General features: G+C 64.6%; 16 protein-coding genes and 1 other RNA gene. 12 read left to right on the top strand and 5 right to left on the bottom strand.

Going from position 1 to position 19,050, the window contains the following annotated elements; all coding sequences use genetic code 11:
* Positions 1 to 43: 43 nt before the first annotated feature.
* The 5 genes from EAH75_RS10790 to EAH75_RS10770 form a co-directional block, all read right to left on the bottom strand.
* Positions 44 to 1,297, bottom strand: a complete 1,254-nt coding sequence (locus EAH75_RS10790) for an ABC transporter permease (RefSeq protein ID WP_277752540.1) — start codon at positions 1,295 to 1,297, stop codon at positions 44 to 46.
* A 104-nt stretch (positions 1,298 to 1,401) separates the two neighbouring features.
* Positions 1,402 to 2,142 (bottom strand): hypothetical protein, encoded by a 741-nt coding sequence (locus EAH75_RS10785; RefSeq protein ID WP_140805451.1) that lies wholly within the window; start codon positions 2,140 to 2,142, stop codon positions 1,402 to 1,404.
* Positions 2,143 to 2,557: 415 nt separating this feature from the next.
* A complete protein-coding gene (locus EAH75_RS10780; RefSeq protein WP_140649464.1) occupies positions 2,558 to 3,220 on the bottom strand; it encodes a DsbA family protein in 663 nt (220 codons plus the stop codon).
* A 689-nt stretch (positions 3,221 to 3,909) separates the two neighbouring features.
* A complete protein-coding gene (locus EAH75_RS10775) occupies positions 3,910 to 4,263 on the bottom strand; it encodes a YraN family protein (protein ID WP_140649466.1) in 354 nt (117 codons plus the stop codon).
* Positions 4,263 to 6,167, bottom strand: coding sequence for a penicillin-binding protein activator (locus EAH75_RS10770; RefSeq protein WP_140649703.1), 1,905 nt, complete (start codon positions 6,165 to 6,167; stop codon positions 4,263 to 4,265). Before EAH75_RS10770 ends, EAH75_RS10775 begins: the two co-directional genes overlap by 1 nt.
* Positions 6,168 to 6,248: 81 nt before the next feature.
* Here EAH75_RS10770 and rsmI point away from each other — a divergent pair, with 81 nt between their 5' ends.
* From rsmI to murC, 12 genes are all read left to right on the top strand, one after another.
* Positions 6,249 to 7,076, top strand: a complete 828-nt coding sequence (gene rsmI / locus EAH75_RS10765) for a 16S rRNA (cytidine(1402)-2'-O)-methyltransferase (RefSeq protein WP_140649468.1) — start codon at positions 6,249 to 6,251, stop codon at positions 7,074 to 7,076.
* A gap of 27 nt (positions 7,077 to 7,103) precedes the next feature.
* An RNA gene (rnpB, locus tag EAH75_RS10760) (RNase P RNA component class A) lies at positions 7,104 to 7,470 on the top strand.
* A 324-nt stretch (positions 7,471 to 7,794) separates the two neighbouring features.
* Entirely contained in the window at positions 7,795 to 8,241 is a 447-nt protein-coding gene (gene mraZ, locus EAH75_RS10755; RefSeq protein WP_140649471.1) for a division/cell wall cluster transcriptional repressor MraZ, read from the top strand.
* Positions 8,242 to 8,283: 42 nt separating this feature from the next.
* Complete coding sequence (rsmH, locus tag EAH75_RS10750) at positions 8,284 to 9,240, top strand: 16S rRNA (cytosine(1402)-N(4))-methyltransferase RsmH (RefSeq protein ID WP_140649473.1); 957 nt, start codon at positions 8,284 to 8,286, stop codon at positions 9,238 to 9,240.
* A gap of 5 nt (positions 9,241 to 9,245) precedes the next feature.
* Positions 9,246 to 9,506 (top strand): cell division protein FtsL, encoded by a 261-nt coding sequence (gene ftsL, locus EAH75_RS10745; protein WP_193557784.1) that lies wholly within the window; start codon positions 9,246 to 9,248, stop codon positions 9,504 to 9,506.
* On the top strand, positions 9,506 to 11,323 hold the full coding sequence (locus tag EAH75_RS10740; protein WP_140805449.1) for a peptidoglycan D,D-transpeptidase FtsI family protein: 1,818 nt from the start codon (positions 9,506 to 9,508) through the stop codon (positions 11,321 to 11,323). Before ftsL ends, EAH75_RS10740 begins: the two co-directional genes overlap by 1 nt.
* The gene (locus EAH75_RS10735) at positions 11,320 to 12,828 is read left to right on the top strand and encodes a UDP-N-acetylmuramoyl-L-alanyl-D-glutamate--2,6-diaminopimelate ligase (protein ID WP_140805447.1); all 1,509 of its coding nucleotides are present in this window, start codon (positions 11,320 to 11,322) and stop codon (positions 12,826 to 12,828) included. The genes EAH75_RS10740 and EAH75_RS10735 overlap by 4 nt, the downstream gene beginning before the upstream one ends.
* Positions 12,825 to 14,213, top strand: coding sequence for a UDP-N-acetylmuramoyl-tripeptide--D-alanyl-D-alanine ligase (locus tag EAH75_RS10730; protein WP_140649482.1), 1,389 nt, complete (start codon positions 12,825 to 12,827; stop codon positions 14,211 to 14,213). The genes EAH75_RS10735 and EAH75_RS10730 overlap by 4 nt, the downstream gene beginning before the upstream one ends.
* Positions 14,203 to 15,306 carry a phospho-N-acetylmuramoyl-pentapeptide-transferase gene (gene mraY / locus EAH75_RS10725; protein ID WP_140649485.1) on the top strand — a complete coding sequence of 368 codons (1,104 nt, stop codon included), beginning with the start codon at positions 14,203 to 14,205 and terminating at the stop codon, positions 15,304 to 15,306. Before EAH75_RS10730 ends, mraY begins: the two co-directional genes overlap by 11 nt.
* The gene (ftsW, locus tag EAH75_RS10720; protein ID WP_140649487.1) at positions 15,306 to 16,544 is read left to right on the top strand and encodes a putative lipid II flippase FtsW; all 1,239 of its coding nucleotides are present in this window, start codon (positions 15,306 to 15,308) and stop codon (positions 16,542 to 16,544) included. The genes mraY and ftsW overlap by 1 nt, the downstream gene beginning before the upstream one ends.
* Entirely contained in the window at positions 16,541 to 17,614 is a 1,074-nt protein-coding gene (gene murG / locus EAH75_RS10715) for an undecaprenyldiphospho-muramoylpentapeptide beta-N-acetylglucosaminyltransferase (protein ID WP_140649489.1), read from the top strand. Before ftsW ends, murG begins: the two co-directional genes overlap by 4 nt.
* Positions 17,611 to 19,050 (top strand): UDP-N-acetylmuramate--L-alanine ligase, encoded by a 1,440-nt coding sequence (murC, locus tag EAH75_RS10710; RefSeq protein ID WP_140649491.1) that lies wholly within the window; start codon positions 17,611 to 17,613, stop codon positions 19,048 to 19,050. Before murG ends, murC begins: the two co-directional genes overlap by 4 nt.

The raw sequence follows: 19,050 nt of genomic DNA, 5'->3' as shown, positions 1-19,050 counted from the left end.
CTGCGAAGTGAGTGCAGGATATGTCCCAGGTGCACACGGGGAGTCATTGCAGCTTGAGCTCCAGCGCGGGGGGGATCTGGCAAGCTCGCCAAGCAGGGACAACGGCAGCAGCCAAGCTTGAGAAGATCGCAAGGCCTATGGTGAGCGACAACATGCCGACATCAAGATGAGCCAGTTGGGCATATCGGTCAGGTTGACCTCGAATGAGGTTGAGCCCAAATGCTGTCAGTGCACAGCCCAAGGCTCCGCCAAGCACGCCGACAAGCGCAGCCTCACTCATCAGCTGGACTAAAATATCCCGCTTCTTCGCACCCAATGCCCGCCTAATGCTGATTTGGGGTGCCATTTGCAAGAACTTGGCAAGAAGCAAACCTACGGCATTTAGTAGGCAGACGATCAAGAATAGTTGAGCAAGGAACAGCTGCCGTGACACGTCGTCGGGCACAAGATTCAAGTGCTGCAGTCGTTCCATCAGAGGATCCAGCCTAGCATTGGCGGCGCGCTGCATCCTTCCATGCTGTTGTTGGTTGCTCCAATACGAATTCAAAAACTGGAGATACTCAGCTCGGTGTTTAGGACTGTCTAGACGAACCCAAAACTGGAGCCACCCACATTGATCCCCTTTGTGTGGATCTTTGTCTTCACCCCAACACGACATGCCTCCCCCGATACGCATTTTCTGGTCAAGCGCCGTTTGCAGGGGAACGAAAAATTGATCCCCTTCGCCGAAGGCATAGTCTCCGCTCAGTCCACCGTAAAATAGGGGCTGCGGGTGCCAATTGGAAAGCACACCTACAATGCGGTAATCAGCATTATCAAGATGAAGCATCTCACCTACAGGATTGGCTGAGCCAAAAAGCTTTTTGGCAAGTTCACCGTTCAGCACAACCACTCGATCATGGTCACTATCTTCTTGCGATGTCCATCCAGCCCCCTTCACGAAAGGCGTCTCGAACATGCCAAAGAACTCAGCAGTCACCAAATGTCCGCTGACGTAGAACGGAGTGGATCGCCCGCTGGGTGGACTGATCAATGCCCGGCCACCGGCCATCGCCGCCTGTCGATCAGCCCTATGGGCATCCAAAAGGTTAGATGCATCGGCCCAGGTGAAGCTCTCCCCTCCTGCTCCCTGCCACCCGGGGGGGCTTGCGTTAACGAAGGGATAGAACAAGCTTCCGCTTATGACCGGTGCAGGATCTTTGGTCATCACATGGATAACCGTGATCATGGTCATGCTCGCGCCAATGCCCAATCCGATCGCAACGATTAGCATGCCGGCGATGACGCGGTGTCGCACAAGACTGCGGATACTCAGCTGTAGGTAATAGCGTAACACCCGGCCCCCTTGGTCAACGCAATATCAATCGGGCGGCACCAAGTGCCGCCCGAAATTCCAATTTCTTAAGCCTGGTTTAGACCTGCCTTGAGGGCGTCAACTTCGATCTGCTTCATCCCTGCATCCCGCACAGCTACTGCATGATCGAGCTGCGCCTCGGTTGTTCGCTGGGATGCTTCAAGTGATTTGATCTGCTGATTAATTTCTTTCCGCTTGACTTGGTTTTCGGCAACCTTTTGACTAGTGAGCGCCGGATCTTGGGTCGATTTCGTACCCGATAAGGTGGACATCCTCGTCTGCGCCCTCTCCATGCGTAGTTGAGCGAGTTCTCGATCGTATGTCCTAGCGGCACGCATTGCTGAGGCCAGCTGTTTCATTTCAGCGCTTTGCTGAGAGGCGATTGTCGCCACTTGGGAATCGAGATCGATCGCTTTGTTGACCAGCGTCGGATCTGTGACCGTGAAGCTCGACTTATTGTTGCGAAACCACATTGTGGGCTGCTGCCCTCTTGTCATCCGAAGGCGTCGGATTCCGGCAAGGTCGCGCTTTTGGGCTCGCACAATCACCACATCCTTCGCGAGAAGTGCGTATCCGCCGTTTTCGCTTGGGGCGTCGCTGACTTCAATACGCTTGGCGGCCAGCTCATCCACATCAAAGGACGGCTCAGACAAGATGGCTTCTGCCTTTTTTTCTTGAGTTGGCTGTTGATTGGATGGAGAGGAACTTGCGAGGCTAACCGAGCAAGTTGCAGCGAGCGCAAGACCGAACATAGCCGTTGATAGAGAGAGAGGTCGGGAAATTGACATGGGGAATCTCCTTGAATTTGGAGGTAAGCGACCTACGTGAGTCGCTCGGGAGGGCCGCAGATACACTGCGGCCCTCGTCGATCAGACGCAGTTACAGCCAGTGCTATCTGCAGCACATGCACCTGCGCATTCGCAGGTGCCACCACCGCCGGAGCACTTGTTCAAAAGGTTGGTGTGTACCGTGGTTGATGCACCAAATGCAGAGCTAACTGCGCCGGTAGCGATCACTGCGATCGCGAGGATGTTAAGGATGTACCTTTTCATCACTTCCTCCTTAGGAGAGCTGTTGCCAACATTGCCCGGGATCGGGCAATTCCTTTGCACCTAAAGGTGTCAGCTTTCTGTGATAGCGCATCAGTTGATGGCTACCCCAGCATCCATCGCTCGCACACAATCGAACGAGGGACGCAGGCTCTCACCCTTTTGCATACCGTTTAACAAGCGCGGCGAGCGTTTCTTTGCTCTGGTCGCCGCTTACCACGTCTCCATTGATGACGAGCATAGGTGTGCTCGTGAATCCTAGTCGCTGACCTTGTGCCATGTCCGCGTCAACCTCACTAGCAAGTTCCTTTTGCGCGATACAGGAGGCAAATTGGTCGAGGTTAGGAACTTGGGCGCTGGCTGCGAGATCTCTCCAGTTGAGCGTCCCGAGCTTGGCGTTATTTTGATAGACCACCGTTTGAAAGGCTCCTACCACGCCCTGCTTGGCTGCACACTTGCCGGCCAGTGCAGCCTCATAAGCGTGCGGATGAGCCAACGTCAACGGAAACTCGTAGCGGACAATCTTAATAACACCAGGCTGCTGCGCGGCCAGTGTTCTCAACTTCCCTTCGAGGCTTTTGCAGAAAGGGCATTCATAGTCTGAGAAATCCAAGATCGTCACTGGCGAAGCCGCAGTTCCTGTCGCTGGGGTGCGATTTGCTGCCAAGTCCTTCCAATTCGCGACGTGTTGACCGGTGAGGATGCCGTCTTGGGCCGGCGTAAAGAACTCCCTGTGCACCATAGAAACGGCCACCATCGCCGCACAAGCCAAAAGTGCACCGGTCACGATATTCTGAAAAAGATTCTTGCTTGCCATGCTTGCCTTCCATGAAAAAGGCCGCGACAAATGGTTGCCGCGGCCTTATGGCCAATCAGTTGCTGCGACAAACGCAACCAGTCGAATCGGCGTAACAAGCGCCCGAGCACTCGCACGAGCCGCCGCCGCCAGAGCATTTATTCAGTAACATCGTATGGACAGCGCCTGCCCCAAAAGCAGAGCTGGCAGCACCAACGGCAATCACCGCAAGAGCAAACACGTTTAGGAAGTAACGCTTCATCATTGCACTCCTAGTTAATTGATGTCGTACCTCTATACCCGTAGCCTGTCCGGCCGTATCCCACTGGGTAGTGCTTCCCGTTGTTCGCGGCAGCGCATGCATACGGAGCGTGGCGCGGTATCCCTGCCTATGGCCGACCACCGCATGAATGCTTTGGGTTGAGCTATTCGCGCTCCCAATGCATACATCTATGAATCCCCAAAACGAATCACGTGGAACCAATCGCGTCGGCTGGCGGAAACACCAATGCAATCGAGTCTATACCTGTGGGTTCTTTCATAACCTTCGCTAACTGTGCGTTGTTTCGCATTTCTTTGTAGGCGAGATCCTGCAATGCTTTAGGCCGTGCCTCTACCAGCCTCATGCACTTCGATGCGGATCGGTCGATAAGAACTGATGATGCCCATCACGCGCGACATCTCGCGCCAACCTGATCGCAGGGCTGAGGTCACGCCTCGAACGCTCCCCGCAACCACTCACACCGAATGGCCTCTGCCGGTCCGTCGTAGCTCACCACATCAAAGCGGCAAGGATGCCGTGCGTGCTGAGGATGCGCGGCCAGCCAGTGTTGCGCGGCGAGGATCAGCTTGGCCTGTTTGCTGGCGGTGATCGAGGTGGCAGCGTCGCCGTGGCTGGCGTTTTTGCGGTAGCGCACTTCGACGAACACCATGGTGTCGCCGTCGCGCATCACCAGGTCGAGTTCGCCGTGGCGGGTGGTGTAGTTGCGCGCCAGCAGGGCGAGGCCTTCGCGCTGGAGTTCGGTGCAGGCGCGCTGCTCGAAGCGGTCGCCGGCGGCGCGCATCAGCCCGAGACGGGCTGCAGGGTGCCGTCGGTCGGGACGCCGGTGGGTGCTGGCGTAGTGGTCGGCGGCGGTGCGTCGGAGGGCACGTCGTCCATCTGCAGGCTGCCGCCCAATGGGTGGGCCAGGCCGTCCTGGAATTTCGCCCAGATCAGCACGCGGCGCACGCGGCCGAACTGGTCGGCGGCGAGCTGGCCGCTGGCGCCGGGTAGGTAGCTGCCGGGGTGTGCGCGTAGCCAGTCGAGGTAGGGCACCAGGGTCCATGCATCCATGCCGAACGCGAACAACCGCGCGGCGCCGCCACGGGCGGACGGCAAACGGGCGGCCATGTCGTCATGGTTGGGCAGGCCGGGCTGGGCGTCGAACAGCCACGGCGCATCGCAGAATTCCACGCCATCCAGGTCGCGGTTGGCCGCGGCGTCGTCGCTGCCTTCGTAGACGTGCGAGGTGGCGACGACCGGCAGGGTGACCTGCGCGATGCGCAACTGCGGTATCAGCAGGCGCGCCTGTGCGGGACGCATGCTGATGAAGATGCCGGTGTCGCCGGTGACCGGGGCGGCGGCTGTGTCGGCGCCGGCCGCGGGGGCGGGTGCGGTTGTCGGAAGGTGCTGCCCGGCGATGGTGTCGGCGTAACTGGTGGCACCGCTCGGCAGCACCACCATGCCCGCGAGCTGACCGCCGCGCGCGGCCAGCTCGGCCTTGAACGCGCTGGCGGCACGCTGCGCGAAATCGTCGTCGGAGATCATCACGTAGGCCTGGCGCAGGCCACGCTCGATCATGTGGTCGGCGGCCTGGGCGCCTTCGGTTTCCGGCAGCAGGCCGAATTCGCTGGCGTCGCCTGTCGGCAGTTGCCGATCGTCGGGGTGATTCAGGGCCAGCAGCGGCACCGGCAGTTGCCCCTGGCCGAACACGGCGGCCACTTCGCCGCGGGTGAGTGGGCCGACCACCAGCCGCGCGCCATCGCTGACCGCCTGCTGGTAGGCCTTGATCGCGCCGTCGGCCGTGCCCTTGCTGTCGTAGACGCGCACGCTGGGGCGCGGTGCGTGGTTGCGCCCCGCGTCGAGATAGGCGGCGAAGAAACCTTCGCGGATCGACGCGCTTGCCGCCGCGTAGTTGCCGTCGCCGGGCAGCAGCAGGGCGACCTGGCTCGGCACCTTGTAGCCCTCGCGCACATTGGCGTCGGCGCCCGGCAGCAAGGTGCCCACCGGCTGCTGCAGCTCCGGTTGCGCTTGCGCCACGACCACGCCGAGCCGGCTCAGTGCCTCGTTCACCCACGGCAGCATGCGGTCGCCCGGTTTCATCGCGGCGGCGCGCTGCTTGAGTGGATCGACACCGAGCTTGCCGAGCAGCTCGAGAACCTGCTGGCGGTTCTGCGCGTGGTCATAACCGTTCAACTGGTCGTCCATCTGCACGCGGGTGCGCGCGGCACCCCAGTCATCGCCGCTGGCCACCATGGCGCGCGCGCGCAGTTCCAGCAGGCGCATCTGCATGCCGGCCGGCACGGTCACGGTGGGCTGGGTGGTGAGCCGCAGCGCGGTGGCTGCATCGTGCTGGCTGAGCGCCAGTTCGGCCTGCAGCAGGTCGAGTCGCAACGGTTCATCGCCGCTCAGACGCGGGCGTTTGATGCCGGCAAGCTCCGGGGCGGCGCGTTCGATCTGGCCTTCCTGGCGCCAGGCTTCGGCAGCCAGCAGGCGATAGCTGTCGGCGTGTCCGGGCGACTGGCCGGCGAGCGTCAGCCAGGCTTGCGCGGCCTGATCGAACTGGCCTTGCCGGGCCAGCGCCTCGGCACTCTGCGCGGCGGCGATTTCAGCCGGGGAACGCTGCACGTTCATCGGCACGCAGGCGGTCAGCGCCAGCGAGAAAAGCAGTCCGATCGCGGCGACGCGCGAGAGGCGCATGAGGCGCATGGGAGATCCCTTGTTCGTCATGGTCGTCAATGCGCGATCATAGCCGATCGGATTGCCGGCTCACGGCGCAGGAGTATGACGATGTCAGCAGTTCAGCCAGGTTGTCTGTGGGTGGTGGCCACCCCGATCGGTCATCGCGACGACTTGTCTGCCCGCGCCATCGCCACCTTGCGTGAAGTTGCGGTGATCGCTGCCGAAGACACCCGGCACAGTCGGCCGCTGCTGGTTCATCACAACATCGACACACCGTTGATCGCGTTGCACGACTACAACGAGCGCGATGCGGTGGACGCGATCGTGCGCAGGATGGCGGCGGGCGATTCGGTGGCGCTGATTTCCGATGCGGGCACGCCGCTGATCAGCGACCCCGGCTTTCGGCTGGTGCGTGCCGCGCGTGCGGCCGGCATCCGCTGCATTCCGGTGCCGGGTGCCTGTGCGGCGATTGCCGCGTTGTCGGTGGCCGGCCTGCCCAGCGACCGCTTCGTGTTCGAGGGGTTTCTGCCGGCCAAGGCGGCGGCACGCCGCAGCCGGTTGCAGGAGCTGGCCGGCGATGCGCGCACCGTCATCTTCTATGAGTCGTCGCATCGGGTCGCCGAAAGCCTGGCCGACATGCGCGACATCTTCGGCGCCACCCGCGAGGCGGTGCTGGCGCGCGAGCTGACCAAGATGTTCGAGACGGTGCTGGGCGAACCGCTGGCGGAACTGGCTGCGCGGGTTGCCGCCGATCCCGATCAGCAGCGCGGCGAATGCGTTTTGCTGGTGGCCGGTCGTGGCGAGGAAGCCGATGCGAAGCTGGCCGAAGGTCAGCGCATCTTCGCGATCCTGCGCGAGGAACTGCCGCCGGCGAAGGCGGCGAAGATGGCCGCCGCAATCACCGGCGCGCCACGCAAGCTGCTCTACGAGGGCTGAGGCCTCGCGTGGAGTACAATCGGCGGTGGAGTCGGCCGGACAGTCGCGTCGCGCGCAAGCGCATCGAGGAAAGTCCGGGCTCCATAGGGCAGAGTGCCAGGTAACTCCTGGGCAGCGTGAGCTGACGGCCAGTGCAACAGAGAGCAGACCGCCGAACGGCATCTTCGGATGTGCGTGGTAAGGGTGAAAGGGTGCGGTAAGAGCGCACCGCGTACGGGGCTAACGTCGTACGGCACGGTAAACCCCACTCGGAGCAAGACCAAATAGGGGAACGATAACGCGGCCCGCGTTGTTCCCGGGTAGGTTGCTGGAGCCAGACGGCGACGTCTGGCCGAGAGGAATGACTGTCGCGTCGCAAGACGTACAGAACCCGGCTTACAGGCCGACTCCACCTCTTCACAAATGGATCATCACCGACGCGGCTCTTGCCACGCCGGTGGTGATGCGTGGGTTTGTGTTCCGCATGAACGCCGATTCATCGCGGGGTGGGCGAAGCGCTTGATTTCACCTCGTTTGGCGCCTGCGCGGTACTGGTCGCAGATTAAAAAATCCCCAGCTTTCAAACACCTTGAACAGGTTCATGAGAAAACGCTGGAATTACGGTCAGAACTTCGCCTTTCTCCTTGATTCACAAGCGAAATTCCCTTGACAGTCTCATAGGGCGAGACTATCGTGGGTTCCAGTGTGAAATCGTGGGTTTTAGTGGAGTCTGCCGATCGTGTTCCAGGGCGAAACCGCCATCACTGTTGACGACAAGGGCCGCCTGGCCATTCCGACCATGTATCGGGACCAGGTGGCGGGCGAGTGCGCCAATCGTCTGGTGATCACCTACAACCCGTTCGAGCCGGGCTGCCTCTGGCTGTTTCCGTATGCCGAATGGGAGCAGGTGCGCGATCAGGTGAACGCCCTGCCCAAGGTCAAGGCGGCCCATCGCGACATGCAGATGAAGCTGGTCGGTGCCGCTGCCGAGGTCGAGCCTGATGGCTCGGCGCGGGTGTTGCTGCCGGCCAGTCAGCGCGCAGCCGCGGGCATCGAGAAGAAAGCGGTGCTGCTGGGCATGGGCAACAAGTTCGAGCTGTGGAGCGAACAGGCCCACCTCGCCAAGATCCGCCAGAGCATCGGCGAAGACGAAATCACTGACGAAATGGCCGTACTGCGCCTGTAATCGGACGCAGCGACACACGAGGGTTGGGAGCGGGAGTGCGGCATGGCCGAGCAGCAATTGCGGCACATCCCGGTGATGCTGGGTGAAGCGGTGGAGGGTCTGTCCGTGCAGTCTGACGGGCGCTATCTCGATGGAACGTTTGGTCGCGGCGGTCACGCTCGCGCCGTACTGTCGCGCCTCGGCCCCGCTGGCCGGCTCTTGTTGATGGACCGCGATCCCACCGCGATTGCCACGGCGCAGGCCGAATTTGCCGGCGATTCACGCGTGTCGATCCGGCATGCCAATTTTTCCAGTCTGGCCGAATGGGACGAAACCGCCGCCGGCCTCGATGGCGTGCTGTTCGATCTGGGCGTCTCTTCGCCGCAACTCGACGACGCCTCGCGTGGTTTCAGCTTCATGGCCGATGCGCCGCTGGACATGCGCATGGATACCACCCAGGGCGAAAGCGCGGCGGATTTCCTGGCGCATGCCAGTGAGCGCGAGATCACCGAAGTGCTGTGGAACTACGGCGAGGAGCGCCACGGCCGCCGCATCGCCCGCGCCATCGTGGCCGATCGCACGGCCACGCCGTTCACCCGCACCGGCCAGCTGGCCGCACTGATCGAGCGCGTGGTCGGCCGGCGCGAACCGGGCAAGCACCCGGCCACGCGCAGCTTCCAGGCGTTGCGCATCCGCGTGAACGGTGAGCTGGATGCCCTGCAGCAAGGCCTGAATGCTGCGCTGGAGCGGCTCAAGCCCGGTGGTCGGCTGTCGGTGATCAGTTTCCATTCGCTGGAAGATCGCGCGGTGAAGATGTTCATCCGCGATCACTCCGGCCGCGTCAAGAACAGCCGCCGTGGGCCGCCGGTCACCGCGGCGCCGGCGCGTCTGGTGGCCATCGGCAAGGCGCAGTTTCCGTCCGACGCCGAGATGGCGGCCAATCCGCGCTCGCGTTCGGCCGTGTTGCGCGTGGCGGAGAAACTGGTCGAGCAGATGCCATCGCACGAGGGCCACGCATGAAGGCCATCGGCGCCCTGTTCATGCTGACCCTGCTGGCGGCGGTGCTGGCCAGCGCGCTCGGCGTGGTGTGGACGCGCCACGAGAGCCGCGTGCTGTTCGTCAACCTGACCGCGTTGCAGAACCAGCGCGATGAATTGAATATCGAATACGGCAAGCTCGAACTGGAGCAGGCTACCTATGCCGAGCCGCGGCGCATCGACGACGAGGCGCGCCAGAAGCTGGGCATGTTCGATCCGCGCCCGCAAGATATCCGGCTGCTGCGCTGATGAGCTGGCGCAAACACGTCACTCCGCCCCAGCACGGCCGCCGCCGCCGCCAGGCCGGGCCCAGTTCGCGCAAGCGCATGGTGGTCGTGGTCGGCCTGCTCGGCCTGACCTCGCTCGGGCTGGTGGCGCGGGCGTTCGATCTGCAGGTGGTGCGCAAGCAGTTCTACCAGAGCCAGGGCGAGGCGCGGTTCCTGCGCGAAATGCAGATTCCCGTGTCGCGCGGCACCATCTTCGATCGCAATGGCGAGCCGCTGGCGGTGTCGACCCCGGTGATGTCGATCTGGGCCAACCCGTCCGAAGTGCTGGACAACGACGAGCGCATTCCGCAGCTGGCGCAGGCGCTGGGCGTGGATGCGGGCGAATTGAAAGAGCAACTGGCTAAGCGCTCCGATCGCGAGTTTGTCTATCTGCGTCGGCAGATGGCGCCGGCGGCCGCACAGACCGTGCTGGATCTGGGCATCCCAGGCATCAACGGCCTGCGCGAGTTCAAGCGCTATTACCCGTCCGGCGAAGTGACTTCGCACGTGCTCGGCTTCACCAATATCGACGATCGCGGCCAGGAAGGCCTGGAGCTGGCCTACGACGATTGGCTGGCCGGCAAGCCGGGCGCCAAGCGGGTCATCCGCGACCGCATGGGTCATGTGGTGGAGGATGTCGAACAGATCCGCGCGCCGAAGCCGGGCCAGAACCTCACGCTCAGCATCGACCGGCGCATCCAGTTTCTTGCCTACAGCGAGCTGAAGAACACGCTGGAAAAGTCGCAGGCCGACTCCGGTTCGATCGTGGTACTCGACGTGAAGACCGGCGAGGTGCTGGCGATGGTCAACCTGCCGACCTACAACCCGAACGCGCTCAGCGACAGCAAGCCGGGCCAGCGTCGCAATCGCGCGATGACCGACGTGCTGGAACCGGGCTCCACCGTGAAGCCCATCCTGATGGCGGCGGCGTTGTCCAGCGGCAAGTTCACCCCGACCAGCCCGATCATCGATACCACCGGCGGCCACTGGTATTTCCAGGGCCACGATATCCACGACACGCACAATTACGGACTGTTGACGCCGACCGGCGTGATCACCAAGTCGAGCAACGTGGGCGCGGCGCATATCGCGATGGCGCTAGACACCACGCTGATGTACGACACCTACCGCGCGTTCGGTCTGGGTGACAGCACCGAGAGTGGCTTTCCGGGCGAAGCGTCCGGCCATTTGCGTATCGGGCGCGACTGGCGGCCACTGGAAAAGGCCATCCTCGGTTATGGCTACGGCCTCAACGTGACCGTGCTGCAGCTGGCCAATGCCTACGCCACCATCGCCGATGGCGGCGTGATGCACAGCCCCACCTTCATCAAGGGCAACGACAACAACGCCAAGCAGATCATCTCGCCGGAGGTGTCGCAGCAACTGCTGCGCATGATGGAGACGGTGACCGGCCCCGGCAGCACCGGCACGACGGCGCGCATCGCCAACTACAGCGTGGCCGGCAAGACCGGCACGGCGCACAAGGCGAGTGCCGGCGGCTACGCCAAGAGCAACTACACGGCGGCATTCGCCGGCATCGTGCCGGCGTCGAATCCGCGCCTTGTCGGTGTGGTGGTGGTCGACAATCCGCAGAAGGGCAGCTACTACGGCGGCACGGTGTCCGGGCCGGTGTTCGCCAAGGTGATGGAGGGCGCGTTGCGCCTGCTTGACGTGCCGCCGGACAACATCGGCCGCTGGTATGTCGGTGGCCCGCTGCAGAGTCCGGATGGGCTGGTGGGCAACAAGGCGCCAGTGGATGCGCCGATCGACGATGCCCCGATCGACGAGGACACGCCATGAGCACCGGCCACCTCGACCAGCTGCTGCTGGGCATCGCCGACGCGCAGCTTGCCGCTGCGCCGGACGTCAGCCGCATCGTGGTGTCCGGGCTGGCGCTCGACTCGCGCCATGTGCAGCGCGGCGACGCTTTCTTTGCCCTGCGTGGCACCCAGGATCACGGCATCAGGTTTGCTGCCGGCGCGGTGCAGCGTGGCGCGCGGGTCGTGCTGGCCGAAGCGCCTGCCGTCGACCCGGCGGAGCCGCTGGACGTGCCGTTGCTGTGGATCGAGAACCTGCACGAACAGGTCAGCGAGACCGCTGCGCGCTTTTACGAGCGCCCCAGCGAGTCGATGCGCATGCTCGGCGTCACCGGCACCAATGGCAAGACCTCGTGCGTGCAGTTGCTGGCGCAGGCGCTGACCTTGCTCGGCCATCGCGCGGCCTCGATCGGCACGCTCGGTGCCGGCGTGCATGGCCAGTTGCACGAAGGCGAGCGCACCACGCCAGATGCCGTGACGGTCCAGGCCTTGCTGGCGGATTTCCGCGATGCGCAAGTCAGCCATGTGGCGATGGAAGTGTCGTCGCATGCGCTGGAGCAAGGTCGCGTGGGCGCAGTGGATTTCGAGGTGGCCGTGTTCACCAACCTCACCCGCGACCATCTCGACTATCACGGCAGCATGGAAGCGTATGGCGCGGCCAAGGCCAGGCTGTTCGACTGGCCCGGGCTGCGCAGTGCAGTGATTAATATCGACGACGCGTTTGGCCACGAACTGGCGGCGAAGTTGCCAGCCGGCGTACAGGCGCTGCGTTTCAGCATGGCCGACGACAGCGCGGCGGAAGTGGCCGCCAGCGCCATCATCACCTCGGCCGAAGGGCTGGCATTTCAGCTGCGCACGCCGTGGGGCACGCGGGCGATCCACAGCCACCTGATCGGCCGCTTCAATGTGGCCAACCTGCTGGCGGTGGTGGCCTGCCTTGGTGCGCTGGGCGAACCGTTCGCGCGCATTGTCAGCGCGATCGAACAATTGCAGCCGGTGAATGGCCGCATGAGCCGGCTCGGCGGCCTGCATGGCCAGCCGCTGGTGGTGGTCGATTACGCACACACGCCGGATGCGCTGGAGCAGGCGTTGGGTGCCGTGCGCGCGCATTGTGCCGGCAAGCTGATCTGCGTGTTCGGCTGCGGTGGCGAGCGCGACGCCGGCAAGCGTCCGCTGATGGGTGCGATCGCGGCACGACTCGCGGACGTGGCCATCGTCACCGACGACAACCCGCGCGGCGAAGACGGCGACGCGATCGTGGCGCAGATCGTCGCCGGCATGACCGCGGCACGGGCGATGACGGTGGAGCGCGATCGCGCGGTGGCGATCGCCGATGCACTGCAGCTGGCGCATGCCGGCGACGTGGTGCTGATCGCCGGCAAGGGTCACGAAACCTATCAGGACGGCGCCCTCGGCAAGCACCCGTTCGACGATCTGGCGGTGGCGCATGCCGCGCTGGAACGGATCAGCCGGGAGCCGCGCGCATGATGCGGCTGGGTGCCATCGCGATGTGGACTCACGGACGCCTGCTCGGCAGCGGCGCCGAGCTGGCCGATACCGAAATCACCGGCGTCGCCATCGACACGCGCAAGCTGCAGTCGGGCGACCTGTTCGTGGCGATCAAGGGCGAGCGGGTGGATGGGCACGACTATCTGGCCGAGGCTGCCGCGCGCGGTGCGGTCGCCGCGATGGTGACGCGCAAGGTCGACAGCGAATTGCCGCAGGTGCTGGTGGACGATACCGCACTGGCGCTGGGCGACCTGGCCAGTGCGGTGCGCGCTCAGCGTGACGTGCGCGTGGTCGGCATCACCGGCTCCAACGGCAAGACCACGGTGAAGACGCTGGTTGCCTCGATCCTGTCGCGACACGGCCGCACCCACGTCAGCGCGGGCAATTACAACAATGAGCTGGGCCTGCCGCTGACCTTGCTGGCAATGCCGCGGGACACCGAATACGCAGTGCTGGAAATGGGCGCCGGCAAGCCGGGCGATATCGGTTATCTGGCCGCCATCGCACGGCCCGATATCGGCCTCGTCACGCTCATCGCGCCGGCGCATCTTGCGCGCATGGGCAGCATCGAAGGCGTGGCCGAGACCAAGGGTGCGCTGTATCAGGCGTTGCCGGCCGATGGCATCGCGATCATCAACGCCGATGACAGTTTCGCCAGTTTCTTCGGCGGGCTGGCCGGCGCGCGCAAGGTGCTGCGCTTCGGCCTTGAGCAGCCGGCAGATGTCGGCGCCGACATCATCGAGCAGCGCGTGGACGGTTCGCGCTTCGTGCTGAGCACGCCGCACGGCGATGCCGAGGTGGCCTTGCCATTGCCCGGTCGCCACAACATCGCCAACGCGCTCGCGGCGACGGCGGTGGCGCTGGCACTGGAGGTGCCACTGGACACCATCGTGGCCGGGCTGGAGCACGTGCCTGGCGTGGCCGGTCGGCTGCGTCGCCAGGTGATGGCAAACGGCTGGACCCTGATCGACGACAGCTACAACGCCAATCCCAGTTCGATGGCGGCGGCGATCGACACGCTGCTGCTGGCTGACGGCGAGCGCTGGCTGGTGCTCGGCGACATGGCGGAGCTGGGCGAAGATGCACAAGCACTGCATGCGGGCATCGGTGCGCGCGCCCGCGAGCGCGGCGTCGACCGGTTGTTCGCAGTCGGCCCGCTCGGCGCCGCCACGGTCGAGGCATTCGGTGCGCACGGCGAACATTTCGACGCCAAGCCGGCGCTGATCGCCGCGCTGCAGGCGCAGCTGCATGCCGGCGTCACCTGCCTGGTGAAGGGTTCGCGCTCGGCGGGAATGGAGCAGGTGGTGGCCGCGCTCGGTAGCGATGCCGACAAGAACAATAGAGGTGCATCCGATGCTGCTTGAACTGGCCGACTGGATGGCACGGCATTTCACCGCGCTGCATCTGTTCCAGTACATCACCTTCCGCACGATCATGGCTGCGCTCACTGCGCTGGCGATGTCGCTGCTGTGCGGGCCGTGGCTGATCAACCGGCTGGCCGCGCTGAAGGCCGGCCAGGTGGTGCGCAGCGACGGCCCGCAGACGCACCTGGTCAAGGCCGGCACGCCGACCATGGGCGGCGTGATGATCCTGCTCTCGGTCACCGTCGCCACGCTGCTGTGGGCCGACCTGCACAACCGTTACGTGTGGGTGACGCTGGTGGTGATGCTGACGTACGGCGCGATCGGTTTCTATGACGACTACCGCAAGCTGGTGCTGAAGGACAGCCGCGGCCTGGCCAGCCGCTGGAAGTATTTCTGGCAGTCGGTGTTCGGCCTCGGTGCGGCGCTGTTCCTCTACTACAGCGCGCCGCATGCGGGGGGCGCTGGCCTGCCGGTGGCGGAGACCGCGCTGTACGTGCCGCTGTTCAAGCACGTGGTGCTGCCGATGGGGCTGTTCTTCGTGGTGGTGGCGTACTTCATGATCGTCGGCTTCTCCAACGCGGTGAACCTCACCGATGGACTGGATGGTCTGGCGATCATGCCGACCGTGCTGGTCTCCGGTGCGCTGGGCGTGTTTGCGTACCTGGCCGGCAACAAGGTGTTCTCCGAATACCTGGGCATTCCCTCGATTCCCGGCGCGGGCGAGTTGGCGATCTTCACCGGCGCGCTGGCCGGCGCGGGACTCGGCTTCCTGTGGTTCAACACGTATCCGGCACAGGTGTTCATGGGCGACGTCGGTGCGCTGGCGATGGGCGCGGCGCTCGGCTGCGTGGCGGTGATCGTGCGCCAGGAAATCGTGCTGCTGGTGATGGGCGGCGTGTTCGTGATGGAAACCGCGTCGGTGATGATCCAGGTCGCCAGCTTCAAGCTCACCGGCAAGCGCGTGTTCCGGATGGCACCGATCCATCACCACTTCGAGCTGAAGGGCTGGCCCGAGCCTCGCGTGATCGTGCGTTTCTGGATCATCAGCGTGGTGCTGGTGCTGATCGGTCTTGCCACGTTGAAGGTGCGTTGATGTTCGGCTTCGACTCCACCCAGGCAAAACGCCGACAGGGCCCGCGCGGCAGCTTCGACCTGTGGCTGCTGGTCGCGCTGATCGGACTGGTCAGTGTCGGCGTGGTGATGGTGACGTCCAGCTCGATCGCGGTGGCCGACAGCCAGCACCTTGGGCCGTTTTACTTCCTGCGCAAGCACCTGGTCTTTCTCAGCCTGGGCCTGATCGCGGCCAGCATGGCGATGCGCACCGAGCTGAAGTTGTTCGAGAAGTATGCGTTCCATCTGATGCTGCTCGCGTTCGTGCTGCTGCTGGCGGTGTTCGTGCCGCATCTGGGCATGCGCCTGAACGGCGCGCGGCGCTGGCTGAACCTGCTGGTGACCACGTTCCAGCCGGTCGAGGCGGTAAAACTCATTCTGGTGGTGTACATCGCCAGTTATCTGGTGCGTCACCGCGAGAGTGTGGAGACCCGCTTCCTGGGCCTGTTCAAGCCGGTGATGGTGGCCGGCGTGATCGTGCTGCTGCTGCTGGCGCAGCCGGACTTCGGCTCGGCCACGCTGGTGATCGCGGTGACCATCGCGATGGTCTGGCTGGGCGGTGCACGGCCCATCTTCCTGTTCGTGATGGGCCTGCCGCTGATGCCGCTGCTGTACATCGCGGCCACCGGTGAAAGCTATCGCATGAAGCGGCTGACCACGTTCATGGATCCGTGGAAGGATCCGTTCAACGACGGCTTTCAGCTGACCCAATCCCTGATGGCGATCGGCCGCGGCGAGTGGACCGGCGTCGGGCTCGGTTCCAGCGTACTGAAACTGTCCTACTTGCCCGAGGCGCACACCGATTTCATCTTTGCGGTGATCGGCGAGGAGCTGGGCCTGGCCGGCGTGGTGCTGGTGATCGGGCTGTTCGGCCTGGCGGTGGGGCGTGGCCTGTATCTGGGCTTGAAGGGCGTCGAGATCGGCCAGCGCTTCGCCGGTTACGTCGCCTTCGGCATCTCGTTGATGCTGGCGATGCAGGCGATCGTGTCGGTCGGCGTCAACCTCGGCGCACTGCCGACCAAGGGGCTGACCCTGCCGCTGATCAGCTACGGCGGTTCGTCGATGGTGCTGACCTGCGCGATGGCGGGCGTGTTGCTGCGTGCCACCTTCGAGATCAACCGCGCGCTCGACGCACGGCAGATGACCACGCGCATGCCGGCAGCGGTTGCTGCAGCGGATGCGGGCGTTGCGGCCAAACCCCGCGAGGCGGTGGTCGCATGACGACGCAGGCGCCCGTGCTGATCATGGCCGGTGGTACCGGCGGTCACATTTTCCCGGGCCTGGCCGTGGCCGAATGCCTGCGTGCGCAGGGTGTGCCGGTGGTGTGGCTGGGCGCGGTCGGCGGGATGGAGACGAAGGTGGTGCCGGCGCAGCGGATCGAGCTGCACACGGTGGCGGTCGGCGGCCTGCGCGGCAAGGGACTGAAGACCCGGCTGCTGGCGCCGCTGATGCTGTTGCGTGCGCTGTTCGCGTCGCTGGCTGTGCTGCACCAGGTGAAACCGCGCAGCGTGTTGTCGATGGGTGGCTACGTGGCGGGGCCCGGTGGCCTGGCCGCGTGGCTGCTGCGGCGGCCGCTGCTGGTGCACGAACAGAATCGGGTGGCCGGTTTCACCAACCGCAAGCTGGCCGGACTCGCCAAACGCGTGCTGGCCGGTTTTGCCGATGCGTTACCGCACGCCGAGTGGGTCGGCAATCCGGTGCGCGATGCGATCGCAGCGTTGTTGTCGCCCGCACAACGCATGGCCGGTCGCAGCGGCAAGCCACGCCTGTTGGTGCTCGGTGGCAGCCTTGGCGCGCGTGCATTGAATCTGGCGGTGCCGCAGGCACTGGCTCAGCTGACTTCGGCGCAGCGTCCCGAAGTGCTGCATCAGTGCGGTACACGCGGCCTCGACGAGGCGCGCGAGGCGTATGCAAAAGCCGGCGTCGAGGCGCAGGTAATGGCGTTCATCGACGACATGGCCGGCAGTTATGGCTGGGCCGATCTGGCCGTGTGCCGCGCCGGCGCGCTGACCCTGGCCGAACTCACTGCGGCCGGACTCGGCGCCGTGCTGGTGCCGTTTCCCCATGCGGTGGACGACCACCAGACCCGCAATGCCGAGGCCCTGGTGGCGATCGGCGCTGCCGAATTAATGCAGGAGAGTGAGCTGGACGTACAGATTCTGGCGCAGCGACTGGAGTCGTTGCTGGGTGATCGCGATCGCCTGCTGGCGATGGCCGAGGCCGCGCGCACGCTGGCCAAACCCGACGCGGCGCAGGCCATTGCGCGTGCATGCATGGAGGTGGCCGCATGACGCCGCGCCGCCTGCATGCGCATGAAGACCTGATGAGCACATTCAAGCGTGTGCATTTCATCGGCATCGGCGGCGTCGGCATGAGCGGCATCGCCGAGGTGCTGCACAACCTTGGCTATGCGGTGTCCGGCTCCGATCGGGCGAATTCGCCGACCGCACAACGCCTGCAGCAACTCGGCATCACGGTGCATGTCGGCCATGCTGCCGGACACATCGGCGATGCCGACGTGGTGGTGACCTCGAGCGCGATCAAGCCGGACAATGCCGAGCTGGTCGCCGCCCGCGCGGCGCGCATTCCGGTGATTCCGCGCGCGGAGATGCTCGGCGAACTGATGCGCTTTCGCCGTGGCGTGGCGATCGCCGGCACCCATGGCAAGACCACCACCACCAGCCTCACCGCCAGCGTGCTGGCCGAGGCCGGCTACGACCCCACCTTCGTCATCGGTGGCCAGCTCAACGCGGCCGGCGCGAATGCGCGGCTCGGCACCGGCCAGTATCTGGTGGCGGAAGCCGATGAATCCGATGGCTCGTTCCTGCTGCTGTCGCCGGTGATCGCTGCGGTCACCAACATCGACGCCGACCACCTGGAAAACTACGGCGGCGACTTCGCCCAGGTGAAGCAGGCATTTGATGACTTCCTGCATCGGCTGCCGTTCTACGGGCTGGCCGTGTTGTGCGTGGACGATGCGGAAGTTGCCGAGCTGGCCAAGTCCACCACGCGCCGCGTGATGACCTACGGCATCGACACGGCCGACGCCGACGTGCGCGCGTTGAACGTGACCCAGCACGGCTTCGAAATGCATTTTGACCTGGTGCTGCCGGGCCGCGCCGAGACGCTGCCGGTGAAGCTCAACTTGCCGGGGCGGCACAACGTGCTCAATGCGCTGGCCGCCGCGACGATCGGCTGGCAGCTGGGTGTGGAGGCCGAGGCCATGGCCCACGCGCTGGAGCATTTCCAGGGCGTCGGCCGCCGCTTCCATCGGCGCGGCGAGATCGCGCTGGACCACGGCAGCGTGCTGCTGGTCGACGACTACGGCCACCACCCGCGCGAACTGGCCGCGGTGTTCGCCGCCGCCCGCGGCGGCTGGCCCGATCGTCGACTGGTGGTGGGCTTCCAGCCGCATCGCTACAGCCGCACCCGTGATCTGCTGGATGACTTTGCCAACGTGCTGGCCGACGCCGACGTGTTGGTGCTGACCGACGTCTACGCCGCCGGCGAGACACCGATCGCCGGTGCCGATGGTCGGGCACTGGCGCGTGCGGTGCGTGCGCGCGGCAAGGTCGACCCGGTGCTGATCGAGCATCCGCGTGAGTTCAAGGACACCTTGCCGGCGTTGTTGCGCGACGGTGACCTGTTGCTGCTGCTGGGCGCCGGCGACATCGGTGCGGCGGCGGTGGAGCTGGCCCAGGTCGGTCATCTGAGGACAAGCAAGTGA

Source organism: Rhodanobacter glycinis (genome assembly GCF_006438785.1).
Classification (GTDB): Bacteria; Pseudomonadota; Gammaproteobacteria; order Xanthomonadales; family Rhodanobacteraceae; genus Rhodanobacter; species Rhodanobacter glycinis_A.
The sequence above is the reverse complement of the archived record's forward strand: the minus strand, read 5'-3'. Positions and strand labels throughout refer to the sequence as shown.